This is a genomic window from Bowmanella yangjiangensis, from assembly GCF_018531185.1.
In the GTDB taxonomy this organism is placed as follows: domain Bacteria; phylum Pseudomonadota; class Gammaproteobacteria; order Enterobacterales; family Alteromonadaceae; genus Bowmanella; species Bowmanella yangjiangensis.
Genome location: NZ_JAHDJU010000002.1, coordinates 1,065,590 through 1,082,087, shown reverse-complemented (window position 1 = coordinate 1,082,087; position 16,498 = coordinate 1,065,590). Strand labels below are relative to the sequence as shown.

Annotated in this window: 11 protein-coding genes; 5 read left to right on the top strand and 6 right to left on the bottom strand. The window is 49.3% G+C overall.

Annotated elements, in window-relative coordinates; genetic code table 11:
* Positions 1–165 precede the first annotated feature (165 nt).
* Positions 166–3,135 carry a TonB-dependent receptor domain-containing protein gene (locus KJY73_RS14110; protein ID WP_214344353.1) on the top strand — a complete coding sequence of 990 codons (2,970 nt, stop codon included), beginning with the start codon at positions 166–168 and terminating at the stop codon, positions 3,133–3,135.
* 64 nt (positions 3,136–3,199) lie between these two features.
* Here the strand turns inward: KJY73_RS14110 and KJY73_RS14105 are convergent, their stop codons facing one another.
* Positions 3,200–3,922, bottom strand: coding sequence for a LytR/AlgR family response regulator transcription factor (locus KJY73_RS14105; protein ID WP_214344352.1), 723 nt, complete (start codon positions 3,920–3,922; stop codon positions 3,200–3,202).
* 343 nt (positions 3,923–4,265) lie between these two features.
* On the opposite strand from KJY73_RS14105, the gene KJY73_RS14100 reads away from it, so the two are divergent.
* Positions 4,266–7,211 (top strand): TonB-dependent receptor domain-containing protein, encoded by a 2,946-nt coding sequence (locus tag KJY73_RS14100; protein ID WP_214344351.1) that lies wholly within the window; start codon positions 4,266–4,268, stop codon positions 7,209–7,211.
* Between the two features lie 37 nt (positions 7,212–7,248).
* On the opposite strand, the gene KJY73_RS14095 is transcribed toward KJY73_RS14100, so the two are convergent.
* The 4 genes from KJY73_RS14095 to KJY73_RS14080 form a co-directional block, all read right to left on the bottom strand.
* On the bottom strand, positions 7,249–7,458 hold the full coding sequence (locus KJY73_RS14095) for a DUF1653 domain-containing protein (protein ID WP_214344350.1): 210 nt from the start codon (positions 7,456–7,458) through the stop codon (positions 7,249–7,251).
* 81 nt (positions 7,459–7,539) lie between these two features.
* Complete coding sequence (locus tag KJY73_RS14090; protein ID WP_214344349.1) at positions 7,540–9,096, bottom strand: M17 family metallopeptidase; 1,557 nt, start codon at positions 9,094–9,096, stop codon at positions 7,540–7,542.
* Positions 9,097–9,172: 76 nt separating this feature from the next.
* Positions 9,173–10,243: a DNA polymerase IV gene (gene dinB, locus KJY73_RS14085; RefSeq protein ID WP_214344348.1), complete on the bottom strand. Its 1,071-nt coding sequence runs from the start codon at positions 10,241–10,243 to the stop codon at positions 9,173–9,175.
* A 147-nt stretch (positions 10,244–10,390) separates the two neighbouring features.
* Entirely contained in the window at positions 10,391–12,340 is a 1,950-nt protein-coding gene (locus tag KJY73_RS14080; RefSeq protein ID WP_214344347.1) for an alpha/beta hydrolase family protein, read from the bottom strand.
* 491 nt (positions 12,341–12,831) lie between these two features.
* On the opposite strand from KJY73_RS14080, the gene KJY73_RS14075 reads away from it, so the two are divergent.
* The 3 genes from KJY73_RS14075 (at position 12,832) to KJY73_RS14065 (ending at position 15,835) form a co-directional block, all read left to right on the top strand.
* Positions 12,832–13,395: a GbsR/MarR family transcriptional regulator gene (locus KJY73_RS14075; RefSeq protein WP_206593270.1), complete on the top strand. Its 564-nt coding sequence runs from the start codon at positions 12,832–12,834 to the stop codon at positions 13,393–13,395.
* 74 nt (positions 13,396–13,469) lie between these two features.
* Positions 13,470–14,837, top strand: coding sequence for a cytochrome ubiquinol oxidase subunit I (locus KJY73_RS14070; RefSeq protein ID WP_214344346.1), 1,368 nt, complete (start codon positions 13,470–13,472; stop codon positions 14,835–14,837).
* Entirely contained in the window at positions 14,837–15,835 is a 999-nt protein-coding gene (locus KJY73_RS14065) for a cytochrome d ubiquinol oxidase subunit II (protein WP_214344345.1), read from the top strand. Before KJY73_RS14070 ends, KJY73_RS14065 begins: the two co-directional genes overlap by 1 nt.
* Before the next feature lie 107 nt (positions 15,836–15,942).
* Here the strand turns inward: KJY73_RS14065 and KJY73_RS14060 are convergent, their stop codons facing one another.
* The gene (locus tag KJY73_RS14060) at positions 15,943–16,437 is read right to left on the bottom strand and encodes a DoxX family protein (RefSeq protein WP_214344344.1); all 495 of its coding nucleotides are present in this window, start codon (positions 16,435–16,437) and stop codon (positions 15,943–15,945) included.
* Positions 16,438–16,498 lie beyond the last annotated feature (61 nt).

The window sequence follows — 16,498 nt, the reverse complement described above, 5'->3', positions numbered from 1 at the left end:
CAAGAATAAAAGTTCAAACCATTAATCACACAATTCAAACCAATAAACACTCATTTCATACCTCCCACGTATTGCATCTACCCTAACCATAAATCTCGCTCTAGCGTATCCCTGATAACTTAACGTTATCAGCGATAAAAAATAACATTCCGACAGGAGATACACATGTTTAACAAAAATAGAATATCGGTGGCGGTGGCCACAACTCTTGCATTGAGTTGTGCTTCGGGCGCCCTGTTCTCTACATCAGCTATGGCGCAGGATGCAACGGAAGCAGAAGCGACTGTAGAAAAAATTTCTATCACTGGTTCGAGAATCAGATCTCCAGGCACGGTTTCAGCAAGCCCAATTACTTCTATTGGCGCTGACGAAATTGCCTTTCAGCAACAACCAGAAATCGAGCGTGTGTTACGGAACATGCCTTTCACCATCCCAGGTGATGGCGGCAACGTAAACAACGGTACTGCTGGTGCAGCTACAGTCGATTTACGAGGTCTAGGTTCAGAGCGCAACCTGATATTGCTTAACGGTAAGCGCATGGTGCCATACAACTATAATGGTCGTGTGGACACTGCAACCATCCCAAGCGCTCTGATTGAGCGTATTGACGTGGTAACTGGTGGTGCATCCGCGGTTTATGGTTCAGACGCTATCGCTGGTGCAGTCAACTTTGTATTAAAGCGTGATTTTGAAGGGGTGGAGGTAAAACTCAGCCACGGTGAATCAGGCGAAGGTGACGGTGACACTGACAACCTGTCTATTACCATAGGTTCAAACTTTGACGATGATAAGGGTAATGCTGCCATCTCCATGAGCTGGATGGACCGTAAACCTATTATGTTGGGCGACAGACCCCTGGGCTTGCTGGGCATCAATACCAAATCAGGTTTGAACTATAAAGAATTTCAAGAAGGGCTGCCGCCCGTATCCCCGCCAACTGGATGTGGAGGCCCTGATGTCGTAGCTATTGGTGGCGGTTCCACCACGGCTATCCCAACCCGTTTCGCCATTGTTGGAGCTGGAGTTGCCGGCCAGTTCAGGGAAGATCGCTCTTTGGGTAGTAACTGTAGTGAGTTTAACTTTAACCCCTACAACTTCTACCAAACGCCGATGGAGCGTTACTCCGCTACCGCCGTATTTACCTATGATGTGGCAGAAGAACACACCATCAATGCACGAGTGAACTACACCAATATTACCGTTGATTCACAGGTTGCACCCTCAGGTACCTTTGGCCAGTCGTTTGAACTGCCTCTGTACAATCCCTACCTAAGCAGCAGTGCACTGAGCTGGATTTTAGACGGTGCCAACAGTGCACGCGAAGGTAACCGACTGAACCAAGCAGGGCTGACCAACTGGTGGGACAACAACAATAACGGCGTGGTCGACTCTGAAGATTCACTGTTAGTTCAACTTCGCCGCCGCACTCTGGAGTTAGGTGCACGTACAGAGCGTTACGATACAGATGCCTTCCAATTTGTGCTAGGTATGGAAGGTGCTTTAGTTGGCGATTGGGAATATGAAGTGTCCTATCAGTATGGCGAGTCTAACCGTACAACGGTACGCGATGGCTATACTAACCTGACCAATATTCAGAATGCACTGAAGGCCCGCACTACCGATGCGTGTGAAAACGGTGACCCAACTTGTGTGCCCATCGATTTGTTTGGTGGCTTTGGCACTATTACTGAATCTATGGCTGGATACGCACGCGCCATTGCCTTGCAACAGCAAAAATATGAGCAGGAAGTTGCGACAATCGCCTTTACAGGCCCTGTTGATGGTCTTGAATTGCCTACCGCAGCGGCTCCACTTAGCCTGAGTATTGGCTACGAAAAACGTAAAGAGTCTGGTTTGTTTGAACCTGACGAGTGTTTAAAACTGGCTCCAGCCAGCTGTCAGGGTGGTGCTGGCGGTAACAGCTTACCTGTAAGAGGCGGCTTCAGCGTTGATGAAATCTTCCTGGAAGGTATGCTGCCCATTTTTGATGGTCAGGAATTTGCTGATGCAATGAACCTTGAATTTGGTTATCGTCGCGCCGACTACGACAGCGTGGGCACTAACGATACCTGGAAGCTGGGCTTGAACTATAAGCCTTTTGATAGCCTGCTACTTAGGGTTATGAAGCAGCAAGCAACTCGTGCACCAAACGTGGGTGAACTGGCATCACCGGTTACGACCAGTCTGAACAATGCCACACAAGACCCATGCTCGGTAGCTAACGCTGCAAACATTGATGCCACTCTGCGTGCACTGTGTATCTCCACAGGTATGACAGATTCTCAAGTGGGTAATGTGCAGGATGTTATTTCCGGCCAGGTAAACACCTTCGGCGGTAGTGACCCTCAGAACCTGCCAGGTGCTGAAGAAGCAGATACCTTTACTGCTGGTTTTGTCTGGACGCCAGATTTTGACGGCGTTCAGGATTTCGTATTGTCTCTAGACTACTACGATATTGATATCGCCAACGTTATTGGTGAATATTCAGCCCAGGAAATTCTGGATGCCTGCTATGTCGGCGGCATGGCCGAGCAATGCGCAAAAATCAACCGCGTAGGTGGCGATTTGACCGTATCAGGTTCTGGAATTAACCGTTATACAACCAACCTGGCGTATCGCCGTGCTGAAGGTTTGGAACTTGCGCTTAAGGTTGGCTTTGACCTTGGTGATGCAGGTAGCCTGAGCTTAAACGCTAACGTTAACAAGTATCTGACTGCTGAACGTCAAAGTGACCCCACTTTGCGCGTTATCGACTGTAAAGGATACTACAGCTCATCTTGCGATCCGTTACCAGAAATGCGCTTTATCCAGCGTACCACCTGGGATTACGAAGATCTGACAGTATCACTGAACTGGCGTTATATTGATGCCATTGACGTAGAGCCTGTAGTGATTGACTCCTACTACAAGGATTTCCGTCACATTGGTTCATACAGCTACTTCGACCTGTTTGCTAGCTATCAGCTGACAGACTATGCCAACATCAGCCTGAGTATCGACAATCTGTTTGAACGTGAACCACCTGTAGTGGGCGGCGAAGCGGGTGAAACAGATGTGAACTCTGGTAACACTTTCCCAAGTGATTACGATGTACTGGGCCGTATGTTCAGACTAGGTGTAAACCTGAAGTTCTAATCTTTGACGCCATACAAAAAAGGGGCTGCAGATGCAGCCCCTTCTTTTTTAAAAAACTTGTTTATTAACTGACTTCAAGCAGTTCAGTCAGTCTCTGACGGCTGCGTTTTGACAAGGTAAGCTCACGCTCATTTCTCAGCACTATAGTGTACTCGCCCTGAATATTGGCCCTAACTTCCATGATGCTGGGAAATCGGATAATGAACGAGCGGTTAACCCTAACAAAGTCTGCCGGATTCAATTTTCGCTCAAGGTTGCTTAGGGTTTCACGATGGAGCAGATGCCGCCCGTCGCGCAACAATAAATCAACGTAATTGCCAGCGCCCTTTATCACGTCAATATCACTAACATCTACAAAGCGAAACCGGCCAGGGTCCCTGACAATTAGCCTGGTCTTGTATACAGAAGCTAGCTGGAATTTATTATCACTCTGCGTTGCGGCTGAATAGGAAATGAGGGCCTTGTTTCTAACCTTATAGAGACAAGATTGAAACCTCTGCTTTGATATGGGTTTGAGCAGAAAGTCACGGGCATCGATATTATAAGCATCTACTGCATATTCGGCTCTGGATGATAGAAGCACAGTAGTAACGCCGGCAGGTAAAAGGCCACAAATGTCAGGTTCATCATCCAAATCAATAAATACCAAATCAACGGGAAAAAATCGCGTCAATTCATCCAAGGAGCTGCAACAAGCAACAAGTTTAATATCCGCACATTCTTCCATCCATGCGCCAAGCACAAAACTCAACTTGCTATCTCGAGCAAACACTAAAGCCTGAATCATCTGAAACTTCCATTTTCGTAAAACAACAACTGAAGCCACTTGTCATGCCACTTCATCTCTTGCATTCACCTTGTTCGATTCGTGCAAAAATCACCCCGATTTCAAGTTCGCAAACTAACATCAGGAAGACCGGCTTACAATATTCAGGGCTCACAGATAACAATTTTTAACAAATTACCCAAGCAACTCACCCCAAAAAACGCGTGATTCATCATCAAAAAAAACCAATTCATGTCTCATTGCTATTTGTCGAATTGCTAACTCCTTAACGTATTTTAGGGGAAAGCCCAACAATAAGATTGCGAATCGAATCGCTAAAATAAGAAATAGACAGGAGACAGACATGCAAAGGCATTCATTGGCCAAATCGGTAAAGCTAGCTCTTACCCTTGGTGCCGCATCTAGCGCATTACTAGGATTCCAAGCCACAGCACAAGAAGAAGGTGCTGTGGTAGAAAAAATTTCCGTTACAGGTTCAAGAATTAAGCGAACTGACATGGAAACAGCTCAGCCAGTGTTGTTGATTACAGCTGAGGATTTGTCCAGAACAGGATTAACCAGCATCGGCGAAATCATGAAAGAGATTGCCACTAACGGTGCTTCCTTGGGTCTGCAAACTAACAACGGCAACACTGCAGGCAACATGACCGTAGACCTGCGTGATTGTGGTTCGAACCGTACGTTGGTGTTAGTTAATGGACGTAGATGGGTGACAGAGCTAAGCGGTGAAGTTGATCTAACGACTATTCCACTAGCAGCAATAGAACAAGTGGAGGTTCTGAAAGACGGTGCATCATCAATTTATGGTACCGATGCGATCTGTGGCGTAGTCAACATTTCAACAAAGAAAGACTTCCAAGGAGCCGAGCTGTCTGCCTATGTAGGCGAATATGACGAGGGAGACGGCCGTAAAGAGAGCTATTCTTTCAGCGTGGGTACTTCAAATGACAAAGGCTCAGTGCTGTTTGCTGCAAACTACACTAAGCAAGAGCAGGTGATGGGTGCTGACAGAGAAATATCGTCAGTTCCGATTTTCGGTTTACCAGCCAATGTGTCAGCATCAGGTGGGCGTGCAAGTCCGACAACACCCTATGGTCAGTTTAGAGCAACAGTAGGTGATGTAACAGGCTCTTACACATTGACGCCGGGCAAAGCCGGCTGCGTACCTGGCCAAGAGTGCAGCTCAGAGAGGGTTGCAGACTTCCACATTTATGACCCAAATACCGATGGATACAACTTTGCTCCAGTAAACTATTTGCTGCAGCCGCAGGAAAGTCGTTCCCTGTATGCTCAAGGACACTATGAACTGGCGGATAACGTGCGCGCAACAGCGGAAGCCGTTTACGTAAACCGCACCTCTGAAGCACAACTTGCTGCTCAGCCTCTTGGAGGCTTGGCTATATCTGCCGACCATGTCTACAACCCCTTTGACCAGAATATAGTCGGTGGCTCCTTTCGCCCTATTGTGGCACCCAGATCTTTTGCTGCAGACAGCACAACTTGGCGCTTTGGTGCCGCGCTGGAAGGCGAGTTTGAACTAGCAAACCGCGAGTTTAACTGGGATGTAGGTTATGGCTTCGCGGAAAATAAATATGTTCAGCTTAAAAATGGTTTCTTCAATAGAACCAATTTTGCCAACGCATTAGGCGCCTCATTCATTGATGTAAACGGAGATGCGAAATGTGGCACCCCAGACGCTGTTGTCGCTGGCTGTGTACCTTTCAACGTATTCGGTGGTCCTGATGGTGTGACAGCTGACATGCTGGATTACGTAACGGTTGCCCCTCGCAACCTCGCTCAATCCAAAATGCACAACTACACAGCCAACATCGGTACTGAGTTGTTCGAACTTCCAGCTGGTCCAGTAGCAGCGGTAGTAGGTTATGAATACCGTCGCGAGTCAGGTTTCACCAACCCCGACCCTCTAACTGTTGCAGGACAGGTGTTGGGCGACAATGCTGCGACGCCAACCCAAGGCGGCTTCAGCCTGGAGGAATTCTACGGTGAGATGGTCATTCCCGTTCTTGCTGACCAGCCATTCGCTGAAAGCTTAGAACTATCCTTGTCTACTCGGTATTCGGATTACTCTAACTTTGGTGATACTACGAACTCAAGCTACAAACTCAGCTATCGCCCCATTGAAGAATTGTTGATTCGTGCAAGCTATGGTGAAGGCTTCCGAGCGCCATCAATTCAAGAGCTTTATCAGGGCCAAAACGATAGCCGTCCCTCAGCAACAGATCCATGTAGCATCGCATCAGTCCCCTATACCCAGAATGCGGATGTACGCTCTCGCTGTGCTTCCGCCGGAGTAGCAACAGACTTCCAGCAAAAGGATCCTCAATTCCGTGCAAAGGTCGGTGGTAATCCTGAGCTACAACCAGAAGAAGCAACCACTACAGTATTTGGCTTTGTTTACAGCCCTCACTTTGTAGAAAACATGGGTATTAGTGTTGACTGGTACAATATAGAAGTTGAAAACTTCATAGGTACCCGCACGGCTCAGTACATTGCCAATGCATGTTACGTCACCGGGATCCAATCATACTGTGATCAGATCCAGCGTGACTTCAGTGGCAGCTTGAATGGTAACCCTGGTGAAATTTCAGAACTGTTATCACTGACACAGAACTTCGTAGGTGGTCTGGAGCGTGAAGGTGTGGACATCAATGTCGACTATCGTTTTTCCACTGAGGTCGGTGACTTCAGAGTTAATTGGGATACCGCCATCATGCTGTATATGGGTGACGTTGGTCAGCCAAATCGTGGTGACGTAAACACTGACGGTGATATTTCCGAAGGTAACTTGGTGGGTAAACTAGCCCCGGGTCAATCAGGCGGTGGTTCAAGAAACAAAACCAAATCAAACCTGAGCTTAAGTTGGAAATACGATGATTGGTCGGCCTCGATCAGCGCGCAGTATGTATCTTCATTAACAGAAAACTGTGCGAATATCGTAACAGCCTCCACCAGACTGGGAATGCCGGAGCTCGCTGACCTATGTTCAGATAAAGACCATAAACAGGATAACTTTGCATTCAAACCAGGTACAACCGAAGTAGTTGTCACTAAAGATCAGTTGGCGCCAGAAAACAAACTGGGGTCAGTGGTTTACTACGATATGCAAGTTGGTTGGACATCGCCATGGGATTCGCAGTTTACCCTGGGTGTTCGTAATTTGTTCGACAAAGAGCCACCTTACGCATACTCGGCTTTTGCGAATACCTACGATCCCAGCTATCGCTTACCTGGGCGTTATGCTTACATCAGCATGACTCAGCGTTTCTAAGCATTAAAAGGCCTCCGATTGGAGGCCTTTTCTTTAACTAACCGATAAAGGCAAAACGCTTTACCAGCTTTCCTTGCACCTCAACCATTTCATCAAACATCGTCAGAGGTCTCACCCAAAGTTCTCTTTCACCATACAAGGGCCGATATACCACTAGCAGTGACTCATCTTCTGAGTGACGGGCAACGCCAATAACTTCGTAATCCTTACCTTTGTAATGCCTGTAAAGGCCGGGTTGTAACCCCATAATTCCTCCGAATTGCCATATAAAAGGCTACTTAGCGCAGAGTGCCATTGCAGAGCTAACCTGCAATGGCAAAACAAATACTCAACCCTTGGGCATGTAACGAGCAGCCAGGGCAGTCACCGGCGCCGCTGAGGGTTTGCTATGCTGCCAATCGCCACCTTCTACGCCACTACCGGCGATATCCACGTGCGTATAGGGTAAGGGTAATTCACTACTGAGTTCGTGCTTATCCAAGCCTGACGCTATACATAAAAACGCTGCGGGGAATTGATGACCTCGCAAGGTGACGGCTGACGGACCGTTATTCGAGGAAAGAATGTCATCTGCTTTGCTGCGCGGACGAACAAAATCATAATCCTCGCGACGCAAACGTGAGGTCTCACCGGGATCCCCCCATAGATCACCCAGTTCGCACAACTTGTTACCACAATCCGCCTGACGCGCGGCGCCATTTTCCACGTACGCGGTATAAGGACCGTAAGCGCGGGCAGCATGTCCCGTCAGGGTCGCGACCGAGAACAAACTGGGTGACACCGCGTGCAAAGCATCCTCCCGCAGATGCGACAATAAATCCGCCAACACCAAGCGCCCTTCCGCATCGGTGTTACCAATCCGCACTCGAACGCCAGCATGACTAGGAATAATCTCATCTGCCACAAAGGCATCGGAGCCAATGCTGTTGCGCACCGCGCCAATTTCGGCGATGGCTTTCACACCCTTGGGTTGATACTTGGCCAAGCTCAGCATAAAGCCCGCTACCGCTGCTGCACCGCCCTTGTCACGGCTCATACCAGCCATGTGGCCATCGGTTTTCAAATCCGCCCCACCGGTATCAAAGGTAATGCCTTTACCTGCCAATAACAGCGTGTTTTCAATAGTCCCCTGGCCGGTGTATTCAAGGCGAATAACGCGGGGTTGGTGACGCTCAACATGGGTGGACGCTCTGGCTACTGCATGTAAAAGCGGATAATCACGACGCAAGATCGCATCATCGCTGATCACTGAAACTTTTACGGCGCTATTGGCAAAAGCCAGCTGACAGTATTCAGCAAATTGTGGCGGAGACATGCGCTCAGGTTCAGTACCACAAAGATCACGAGCCAGACGACGCCCGGCCTCCACCGCGATCAGCCAGTCACAATCTACTGGGCTTGCGCTGTATAGACCAATACTCCTTATGGGCTCAATCTCACTTTCATTCAGGGCTTCTCTTGCTTCCAACGGCTGCCATAAGGCTTGGCAGGCAGCCAGATAGGCAACTTCCAATGCGTGAACAAAAGCCGGGCTGTCCGGCAGCGCCCCCAGCACCAACAGCGGGTTTACCGCACCGGCTTCGCGGGCCATCAACACCGCTTGTTTGGCCGCATCCGCAATACGTCTTACATCATCCATATCTCGCTGCAGGCTGCCAACTGGAGCAAACACCAAGCGCCCGCCGGCTACATCAGGGCTCACCATTAATACGGTTTCACGGCCGATTCTGGCGTCTACTTTTTGATGCTGCATGATCTGCTGCACAAGCTTAGGGTTATCAATGCTGTTTACATCTGATGCAAGAACAATCACAGCATCCCAGGTGCTGTCAGGGGAAATTGCGGAAAGAAGATCATGTTCAACTTTTGCTTGGGGAAATGCCATAACTAGCCTCATTGTTAACACCACCCATTATGAAGGGCTGATGCATTGAATATGGCCGGCTATTTTGCCTGTCTGTTTAATGACACTCAACAGAGGATAAGGGTAGCTCGAGTTGTAAACTGTCAGCTTCAGTTGGCAGGGCCACATGCAATCCAACCAGACGTATGCCCCGGCCAGCCTGACGATTCAATGCTTCAGACAACAAGGCACGAAAAAAATCCTGTTCTAAGCGCCCATGCTTAAGTTCGACAGTTGTCTGCTGAAAATCAGCAAATTTCAATTTGATACCCTGATTTTGAATGCTCATATCAGGCTGGCACTGACCAAGCCGTTTACGCAACCGCGGAAACAATTCCTCGATCACTCGCCAACATTGATTGAAGTCCTGTATATCCTGCGGCAAGGTGACTTCCACACCAACAGACTTACGCTGCCTGTCATGATGTACGTTGCGCTCATCTAACCCGTGAGCACGCTGCCACAATACAGGGCCAAACTTGCCAAACTGCTTAAGCAATTTGTCGAAGGGGTACTGGCGCACATCGGCACAGGTTTTCAGCCCCATGCTTTGCAACTTATCCCAGGTTACTTTGCCTACCCCTGGAATTTTCTTCAGCTCCAACTTTTGAACAAACTCATCTAATTGTGCAGGCGGGACAACACATAAACCGTTTGGCTTATTCACATCACTGGCAATTTTGGCCACAAACTTACAAGGCGCCACGCCAGCAGAGGCCGTCAAGCCGGTTTCGGCCAGGATACAACGGCGTATATCCTCGGCAATGAGCGTGGCGCTGCCACCAAACAACATGGAATCACTAACATCCAGATACGCCTCGTCCAGTGACAAGGGTTCAATGTGTGGGGTGTAGCGAGCGAATATTTCACGGATTTGCCTGGAAACCTGCACATAGACATCCATACGACCGCGGCGCAAGACCAAATCCGGACAGAGCTTGAATGCAAGCGCCGTAGCCATCGCGGAGCGCACACCAAACTTGCGCGCCTGATAGTTACAGGTAGAAATCACGCCTCGCCGATCTGCACTACCACCAATCGCTAGCGGCACATAACGCAACGCGGGGTCATCACGCATTTCCACCGCAGCGAAAAAACAGTCCATATCAATGTGAATAATTTTACGCATCACAAAGCACTGTAAATATACACAGTATTAGTTTGGCGATTTAGCCGAGCTTGTCAATCTCTTTCAATCAATAGTAAGGAGTCATGGAAGGGGTAGTAAGGCCGTCGCGAAGAGGTCAGGCCCAATGCAATCTGTGGTAACGAAAGATTATCCGCCCAAGTGCTTGCTTAAGTACTGGCTGACAGCCTGATAATAATCTGCGCGATTAGCCGCATTAGAAAACCCGTGTGCTTCGGTATCTTTAATAAACCATTCATAAGGCTTATCGGCTTGGTCAAGTGCATCACGTAATCGTTCGGCATGCTCGATGGGTACACGCCTGTCTTTTTTATTGTGAGCAATCATAATGGCCGCCTTAAGCTTGTCGGCGTTATATACCGGTGAAAAGGCGCGTAACTGCGCTTCATCCTTACCTAACACATCGGTCAGATAGCTCTCCCCGTAAAGTAGCTCCGGAATATCTCCTTTTTCGAACATCAGCGGCAGATCATAAACCCCTACGGTGCCTATCACACAGCGGTATAAATCAGGTTCAACGATGGCGGCCTGCACTGCCGCGTAACCTCCAAAGCTGCCCCCCATTATGCAAATTTTGCTCGCATCAATCCGCTCTTGCCCAGCAGCCCAACGAGTTCCTTCGATAATGTCCCGCATTATCAGGCCGCCCCATTGCCTATGGCCCGCCTCTCGAAACATTCGACCATAACCATCGGAGCCGCGGAAATTCACCCGTAATACGGCATACCCTTGAGATGCCAAAAGCTGTACCTCCCGGTCGAAAGACCAGTAATCCCGCACACCATGTGGTCCTCCGTGCACCAATACAACCAGCGGAACTTTCTGCTCATTAGAGACAGATTGTGGATAAGTGAGATATCCAGAGATTGTTACTTTATCAGAAGTAACAAAACTAACAGGCTCGGACTGCGACAGTTGCTCGGCTTTAAGATGTGACAAATTGGCAAACATCGGCCGAAGAGCATGCTTTTCTTTGTCATACAGGTAGTAAGTACCGGCATCAATATCATTGCTTGCATACAACAACCACCAGCGGCCATCATCGCTGCGGCTGGTAATAGAAATCTTGTACCCAGGAAAATTATCTAAGAACTGGCGATACAGTTCCGCTTCGGGATTACTGCTATTGAGCATCACATAAGTGGGATAATCTGGGTCAACACGAAGTGCATAAATGCTATTGCCGTCCGAACTATAGGTGACAGAGGTGATATCGACCTGATCATCTGTGTAGATTTCCCGCTTAGCGCCGCTTAGCATATCCAGCTCAAACAGACCTTTCAGATCCTTTTTTGGATCATCAAGATAATAGAGTTTGTCACCCGCCTCGTTTAGTGCAAGTGGGTAAAAACCTGGCCCGAACTCTGCACTAATTTCCGTCCACTGCTCGTTCTCATAGCGAAAGGTTCGCCTGTCACCCTCAGCATCCCGGCCAAAGGCAATCTTCAGGTTGCCATTGCCGTCGGTAATAAAACGCGCATAAGAAACTGGAGAGCGAGTTAAGGCACTACTCATTTTGCCATCGTAGACATTTAGCTTGTGTATAGTGGCTCGACGTTCACCACCATCAGACATGGGAGTTGAGGAGATAAGAATATGCATAGGGTCGTCCGGCAAGATGCTAATCACATCCCCCCAGCCAAAGGTGTCTTCCTTTTTACGTAACCTACTGGCTTTGCTCTCCCCCGCGCCTACGCCATAGATTAATTCACCATTTTTACCGTTATAGTCCACGGCAAAAAGCTGGCCATAAAACTTCGGTTGCTCATCCCAGGGTTCACTCTCAAGAAGCTTAATCACCAGGCGTTCATTATTTACCCAGTACGCCTGCCCTGTTTCCTGACGACCAGGAAACTTAGCCCCTCCCACCATTTTCTTGTCTTGGGTTCGGAAAATTGCCAGTTGACGCTTACCTTCATGAACGATAGTTACAGCTAATAATTCGCCATTAGGAGAAAGTTCGGTATCCACAAAAGAATGGTCAGCGGCAAAGTCAGCGGGAGAAGGCGCAGCACTAGCCCACAAAGGTAAAAGGCAAGCCAGCAGCAGCATGCTTCTGCATAGATGTGAATAATGCATAAAGTCCCTTTTAATTATTTTGTTTATCAGTGTGAATCAGTGCGCAAGCAACCACACTGCCCAAGATTTCCAATTTATCAGTATTTCCAAATAGCCAAAGTAAAAAAGACTTTCCTACAATTTTTTCGTGGATAATGGGATTTTTTGAGTGATGTTCCCCCGATAAATCGGACAGGCGCTGTAATTTGTATAAATATACAAACTTGTTTGTACGATTAGCGTTTCTTGATTTTGTCGGGCGGGATTAATGGCACAGCTTTATGTTGATGATCTACCCTTATTTTGAACTAAGCAATCAAATATCCCTAGCAAAGTCCGCTTCGTGTTCGAACCAATCAGCCTCAGCGAGGAAAGGTAACACAGCCATGACAACAACTTGAGACGTTTTGACAACACCAATGAGATCCCACAACAAAAAATCCGCCAAAGTTCTTGCGCCAGATCAATAAACATTTATAATTTTCAGAAATTACTGAAACTTCAGAAATACCATGAATCTGACTCCAAACCTTACCAGCTTTGTGATGCACTTCGGCGAAATGGGCAGCCGCTGGGGCTTTAACCGCACCGTCGGGCAGATGTATGCCCTACTGGTGATCAGTGCAGAGCCGCTGACCGCCAATGATATCGCTGAAACCCTGAATATCTCCCGTGGCAACGTCAGTATGGGCCTGAAAGAACTGCAGTCCTGGCAGTTGGTACAACTGTCTCACCTGCCGGGGGACCGCAAGGACTATTTCCGCGCTATTGGCAGTATCTGGGATATGGCTAAGCGGGTGATGGAAGAGCGCCGTAAACGCGAAATTGACCCCACCTTGTCGCTGCTGCGCGATATGCTGCTAGACAAGCCGTCCAACTCACAAGAGCAGCACGCCCAACAACGTTTGCAGGAAATCCACGACCTGCTTGAGTCTGTGACCAAATGGACCAACGAGTTACAGCGCTTAAGCCCGGATAACCTCAATACCCTGCTTAAACTCAGTTCCGGTGTCGGCAAAGTGCTGGATATGAAAGATAAGTTTATCGGCAAGGAAGAGCGCAAAGAAAACCGCTAACCTGCGGGCCGCTGTGCCGACTTAAGGTCCGGCCGGGTTGGCCGGACAGTTCTAACCCCAATCGGAGAAACCGGATGGAAGACGTACTGTTGCTGTCCCGGCTGCAATTTGCCGCCAATATCAGTTTCCACATTTTATTCCCGACTATTACTATCGCCCTGTGCTGGCTGCTGTGCTATTTCAAAATTCGTTTTGATCTGTCCCGCGATCCGGTCTGGATGCGCGCCTATCGTTTTTGGGTAAAAGTCTTCGCCTTGAGCTTTGCGCTGGGCGTGGTGTCAGGTATTACCATGTCCTTCCAATTCGGCACCAATTGGCCGGGCTTTATGGAGAAGGTCGGCAATATTGCCGGTCCGCTGCTTGGCTATGAAGTGCTGACCGCGTTTTTTCTGGAAGCCACCTTCCTTGGCGTGATGCTGTTTGGCCAGGGTCGGGTACCGAACTGGGTACATACTCTGGCGACCTGCATGGTGGCGATTGGCACCTCATTATCGGCGTTTTGGATCCTGGCGCTGAACTCCTGGATGCAAACGCCCCAGGGTTTTGAAATGCGTGATGGCGTGGCCCATGTGCTGGACTGGTGGGCGGTGATCTTTAATCCATCCTTCCCTTATCGTTTAGCCCATATGTTGCTGGCTTCCGGCCTGACCGCCAGTTTCCTGATGGCCGGTCTATCGGCCTATCGCATCTACCGGGGCGACACTAAACGCGCTCCCCGTCTGGCCCTGAAAACTGCGCTGACCTTTGCCGCCATACTGATGCCACTGCAGATTCTGGTGGGCGACCTGCACGGCTTGAATACCTTTAAGCACCAGCCACAAAAAGTCGCTGCTATGGAAGGGGTTTGGGAAACCGAACAAGGCGCCCCACTGCTGCTGTTCGCCATTCCTGACGAGGCGCAGCGCACCAACCATTTCGCCATTGGTATTCCCAATATGGCCAGTCTGATTCTGACCCATGAAATGGACGGTGAAATTCGCGGCCTGAACGAGTTTATCGGCGAGCACCCGCCGGTAAAACCTGTGTTCTATGGCTTTCGCATTATGGTCGGTATTGGCATGCTGATGCTGTTGGTAGCCTGGGTTGGCAGTTATCAACTGTGGCGTAAAGGCCAACTATCGCCCTGGATGCTGAAGACCACGATGGCCATGACCTTCTCGGGCTGGCTGGCGACCCTGGCGGGTTGGTATGTGACAGAGATTGGCCGTCAGCCTTATCTGGTCAGCGGTGTGCTGCGTACCGCCGATGCGGTTACCGATATTGCCTCTGGCAATGTGTTGCTAACCTTTGTGCTGTATATCAGCCTGTACGCCTTTTTACTGGTGGCTTATATCCGTACCCTGATGCTGATGGCTCGCAAAGCAGTGGAAATAGAAGAAATTCAACCCGAAGAGCACTCCAATTACAAAGACAACGCGCCTCTGGCCCAAGGAGCAAACTGATGATTTTGGATGCACACCTGCCCTATATCTTTGTTGGCCTAATGGGATTAGCCATCCTGGTTTACGCTATTCTCGACGGTTACGATTTGGGTGTAGGCATTCTACTGCCCCTTAAACATGAGCAAAAGGCCGACCAGATGATTGCTTCAATCGGCCCGTTCTGGGACGCCAATGAAACCTGGCTGGTACTGGCCGTCGGCTTGCTCTTTATCGCCTTCCCCAGTGCCCACAGCCTGGTGCTTAAAGAGCTGTACCTGCCCGCTACCTTTATGTTGTTTGGCCTGATATTACGTGGGGTAGCCTTTGATTTTCGCGCCAAGGTCAAGCAAACCCGCAAGGCAAACTGGGATAAGGCCTTTAAGTTTGGCTCCCTGCTTGCTTCCTTTATGCAGGGTTACATGCTGGGCATGTATATCATGGGCTTTGAACATGGTCTGCAAGCCGAAGTATTTGCCCTGCTTAGTGGTTTCGGCGTTACCGCCGCCTATTGCTTTATTGGTGCCTGCTGGCTGATTATGAAAACCGAGGGTGAACTGCAACTTAAAGCCATTCACTGGGCACGTAAAACCGGCTGGATCTGCTTTGTTGGGGTGCTGGCGGTGTGCCTGGTTAATCCGCTTATCAATGCTGCGGTATTGGAACGTTGGACCAGCCTGCCCTTTGCCCTGTTTATCTGGCCTATTCCCTTTGTCAGCCTCTGTTTATTTGTCATCTGCCATCAGGTGCTCAAGCGCATGCCGCTGGCTGACGACTCAGGTTGCTGGGTGCCCTTTATCATTGCCCTGTTTATCTTTCTGTTCTGCTTCCAGGGCCTGGCAATCAGTTTCTTCCCCGATATTGTACCGGGCAAGATGACCATTTTTGAGGCCGCCAGTGCGCCAGCCTCTCTGCGCTTTATTCTGGTGGGCGCCCTGATCGTGGTGCCCTGCATCCTGGCCTATACCGTCTGGTCGTACCGGGTATTTTGGGGCAAGGTACGCGAACTGCGATACTACTAGCTTAGAGTCAATGATTCACCGCAGAGGCGCCGGATACGCAGAGTTTCTTGCAGCTTATCGCCTGAAAAGTTTCTTTGCGATTTCAGCGGCTCGGCGGTGAACAACCGTTAAAGCATGCGATTGTCAGGTTGCGCCGAGGGCGTCCAGTCAGCTCGGCCATTGCCGGGCAAGCAGAAATACCACGTCCAATACACCAACAACAGCTGCAAAGGTGCCCGAATCAGCAAGTAAACCGGGCCCCATTGATGTCCCCCCAAGCCGGTATGATTAAACGCCGCATACAGATTAGCTGGGAAAAACAGGATAAGAGTGGCCAAGGCTCCCGTGGCAGCTAGTCTGCGCCAGCGGTTGGTCAGCAGGCCCGCCGCAATTATGCCTTCCAGTAAACCGGTCAGATACACCAGCAAGCGAGGCATGGGTGTCCAGGCTGGTAGCATTTCGACCATACCTTCCGTTGCCACAAAATGGCCGATTGAAAAAAAGACATACGCGAGTGCAAGCCCATGAACATAGGCCAGCGGGAGCAGCTTTCTAAACCTGCACAAGGGATATAGCCAGCGTGGCAGGGTTAACAAAAACACTATCACCATTGGGGTCAGCATAGTTAATCCATTGAGGTTGAATTTCAGCCCTAGCATAGCTAGCCTATGCGACATCCGAATA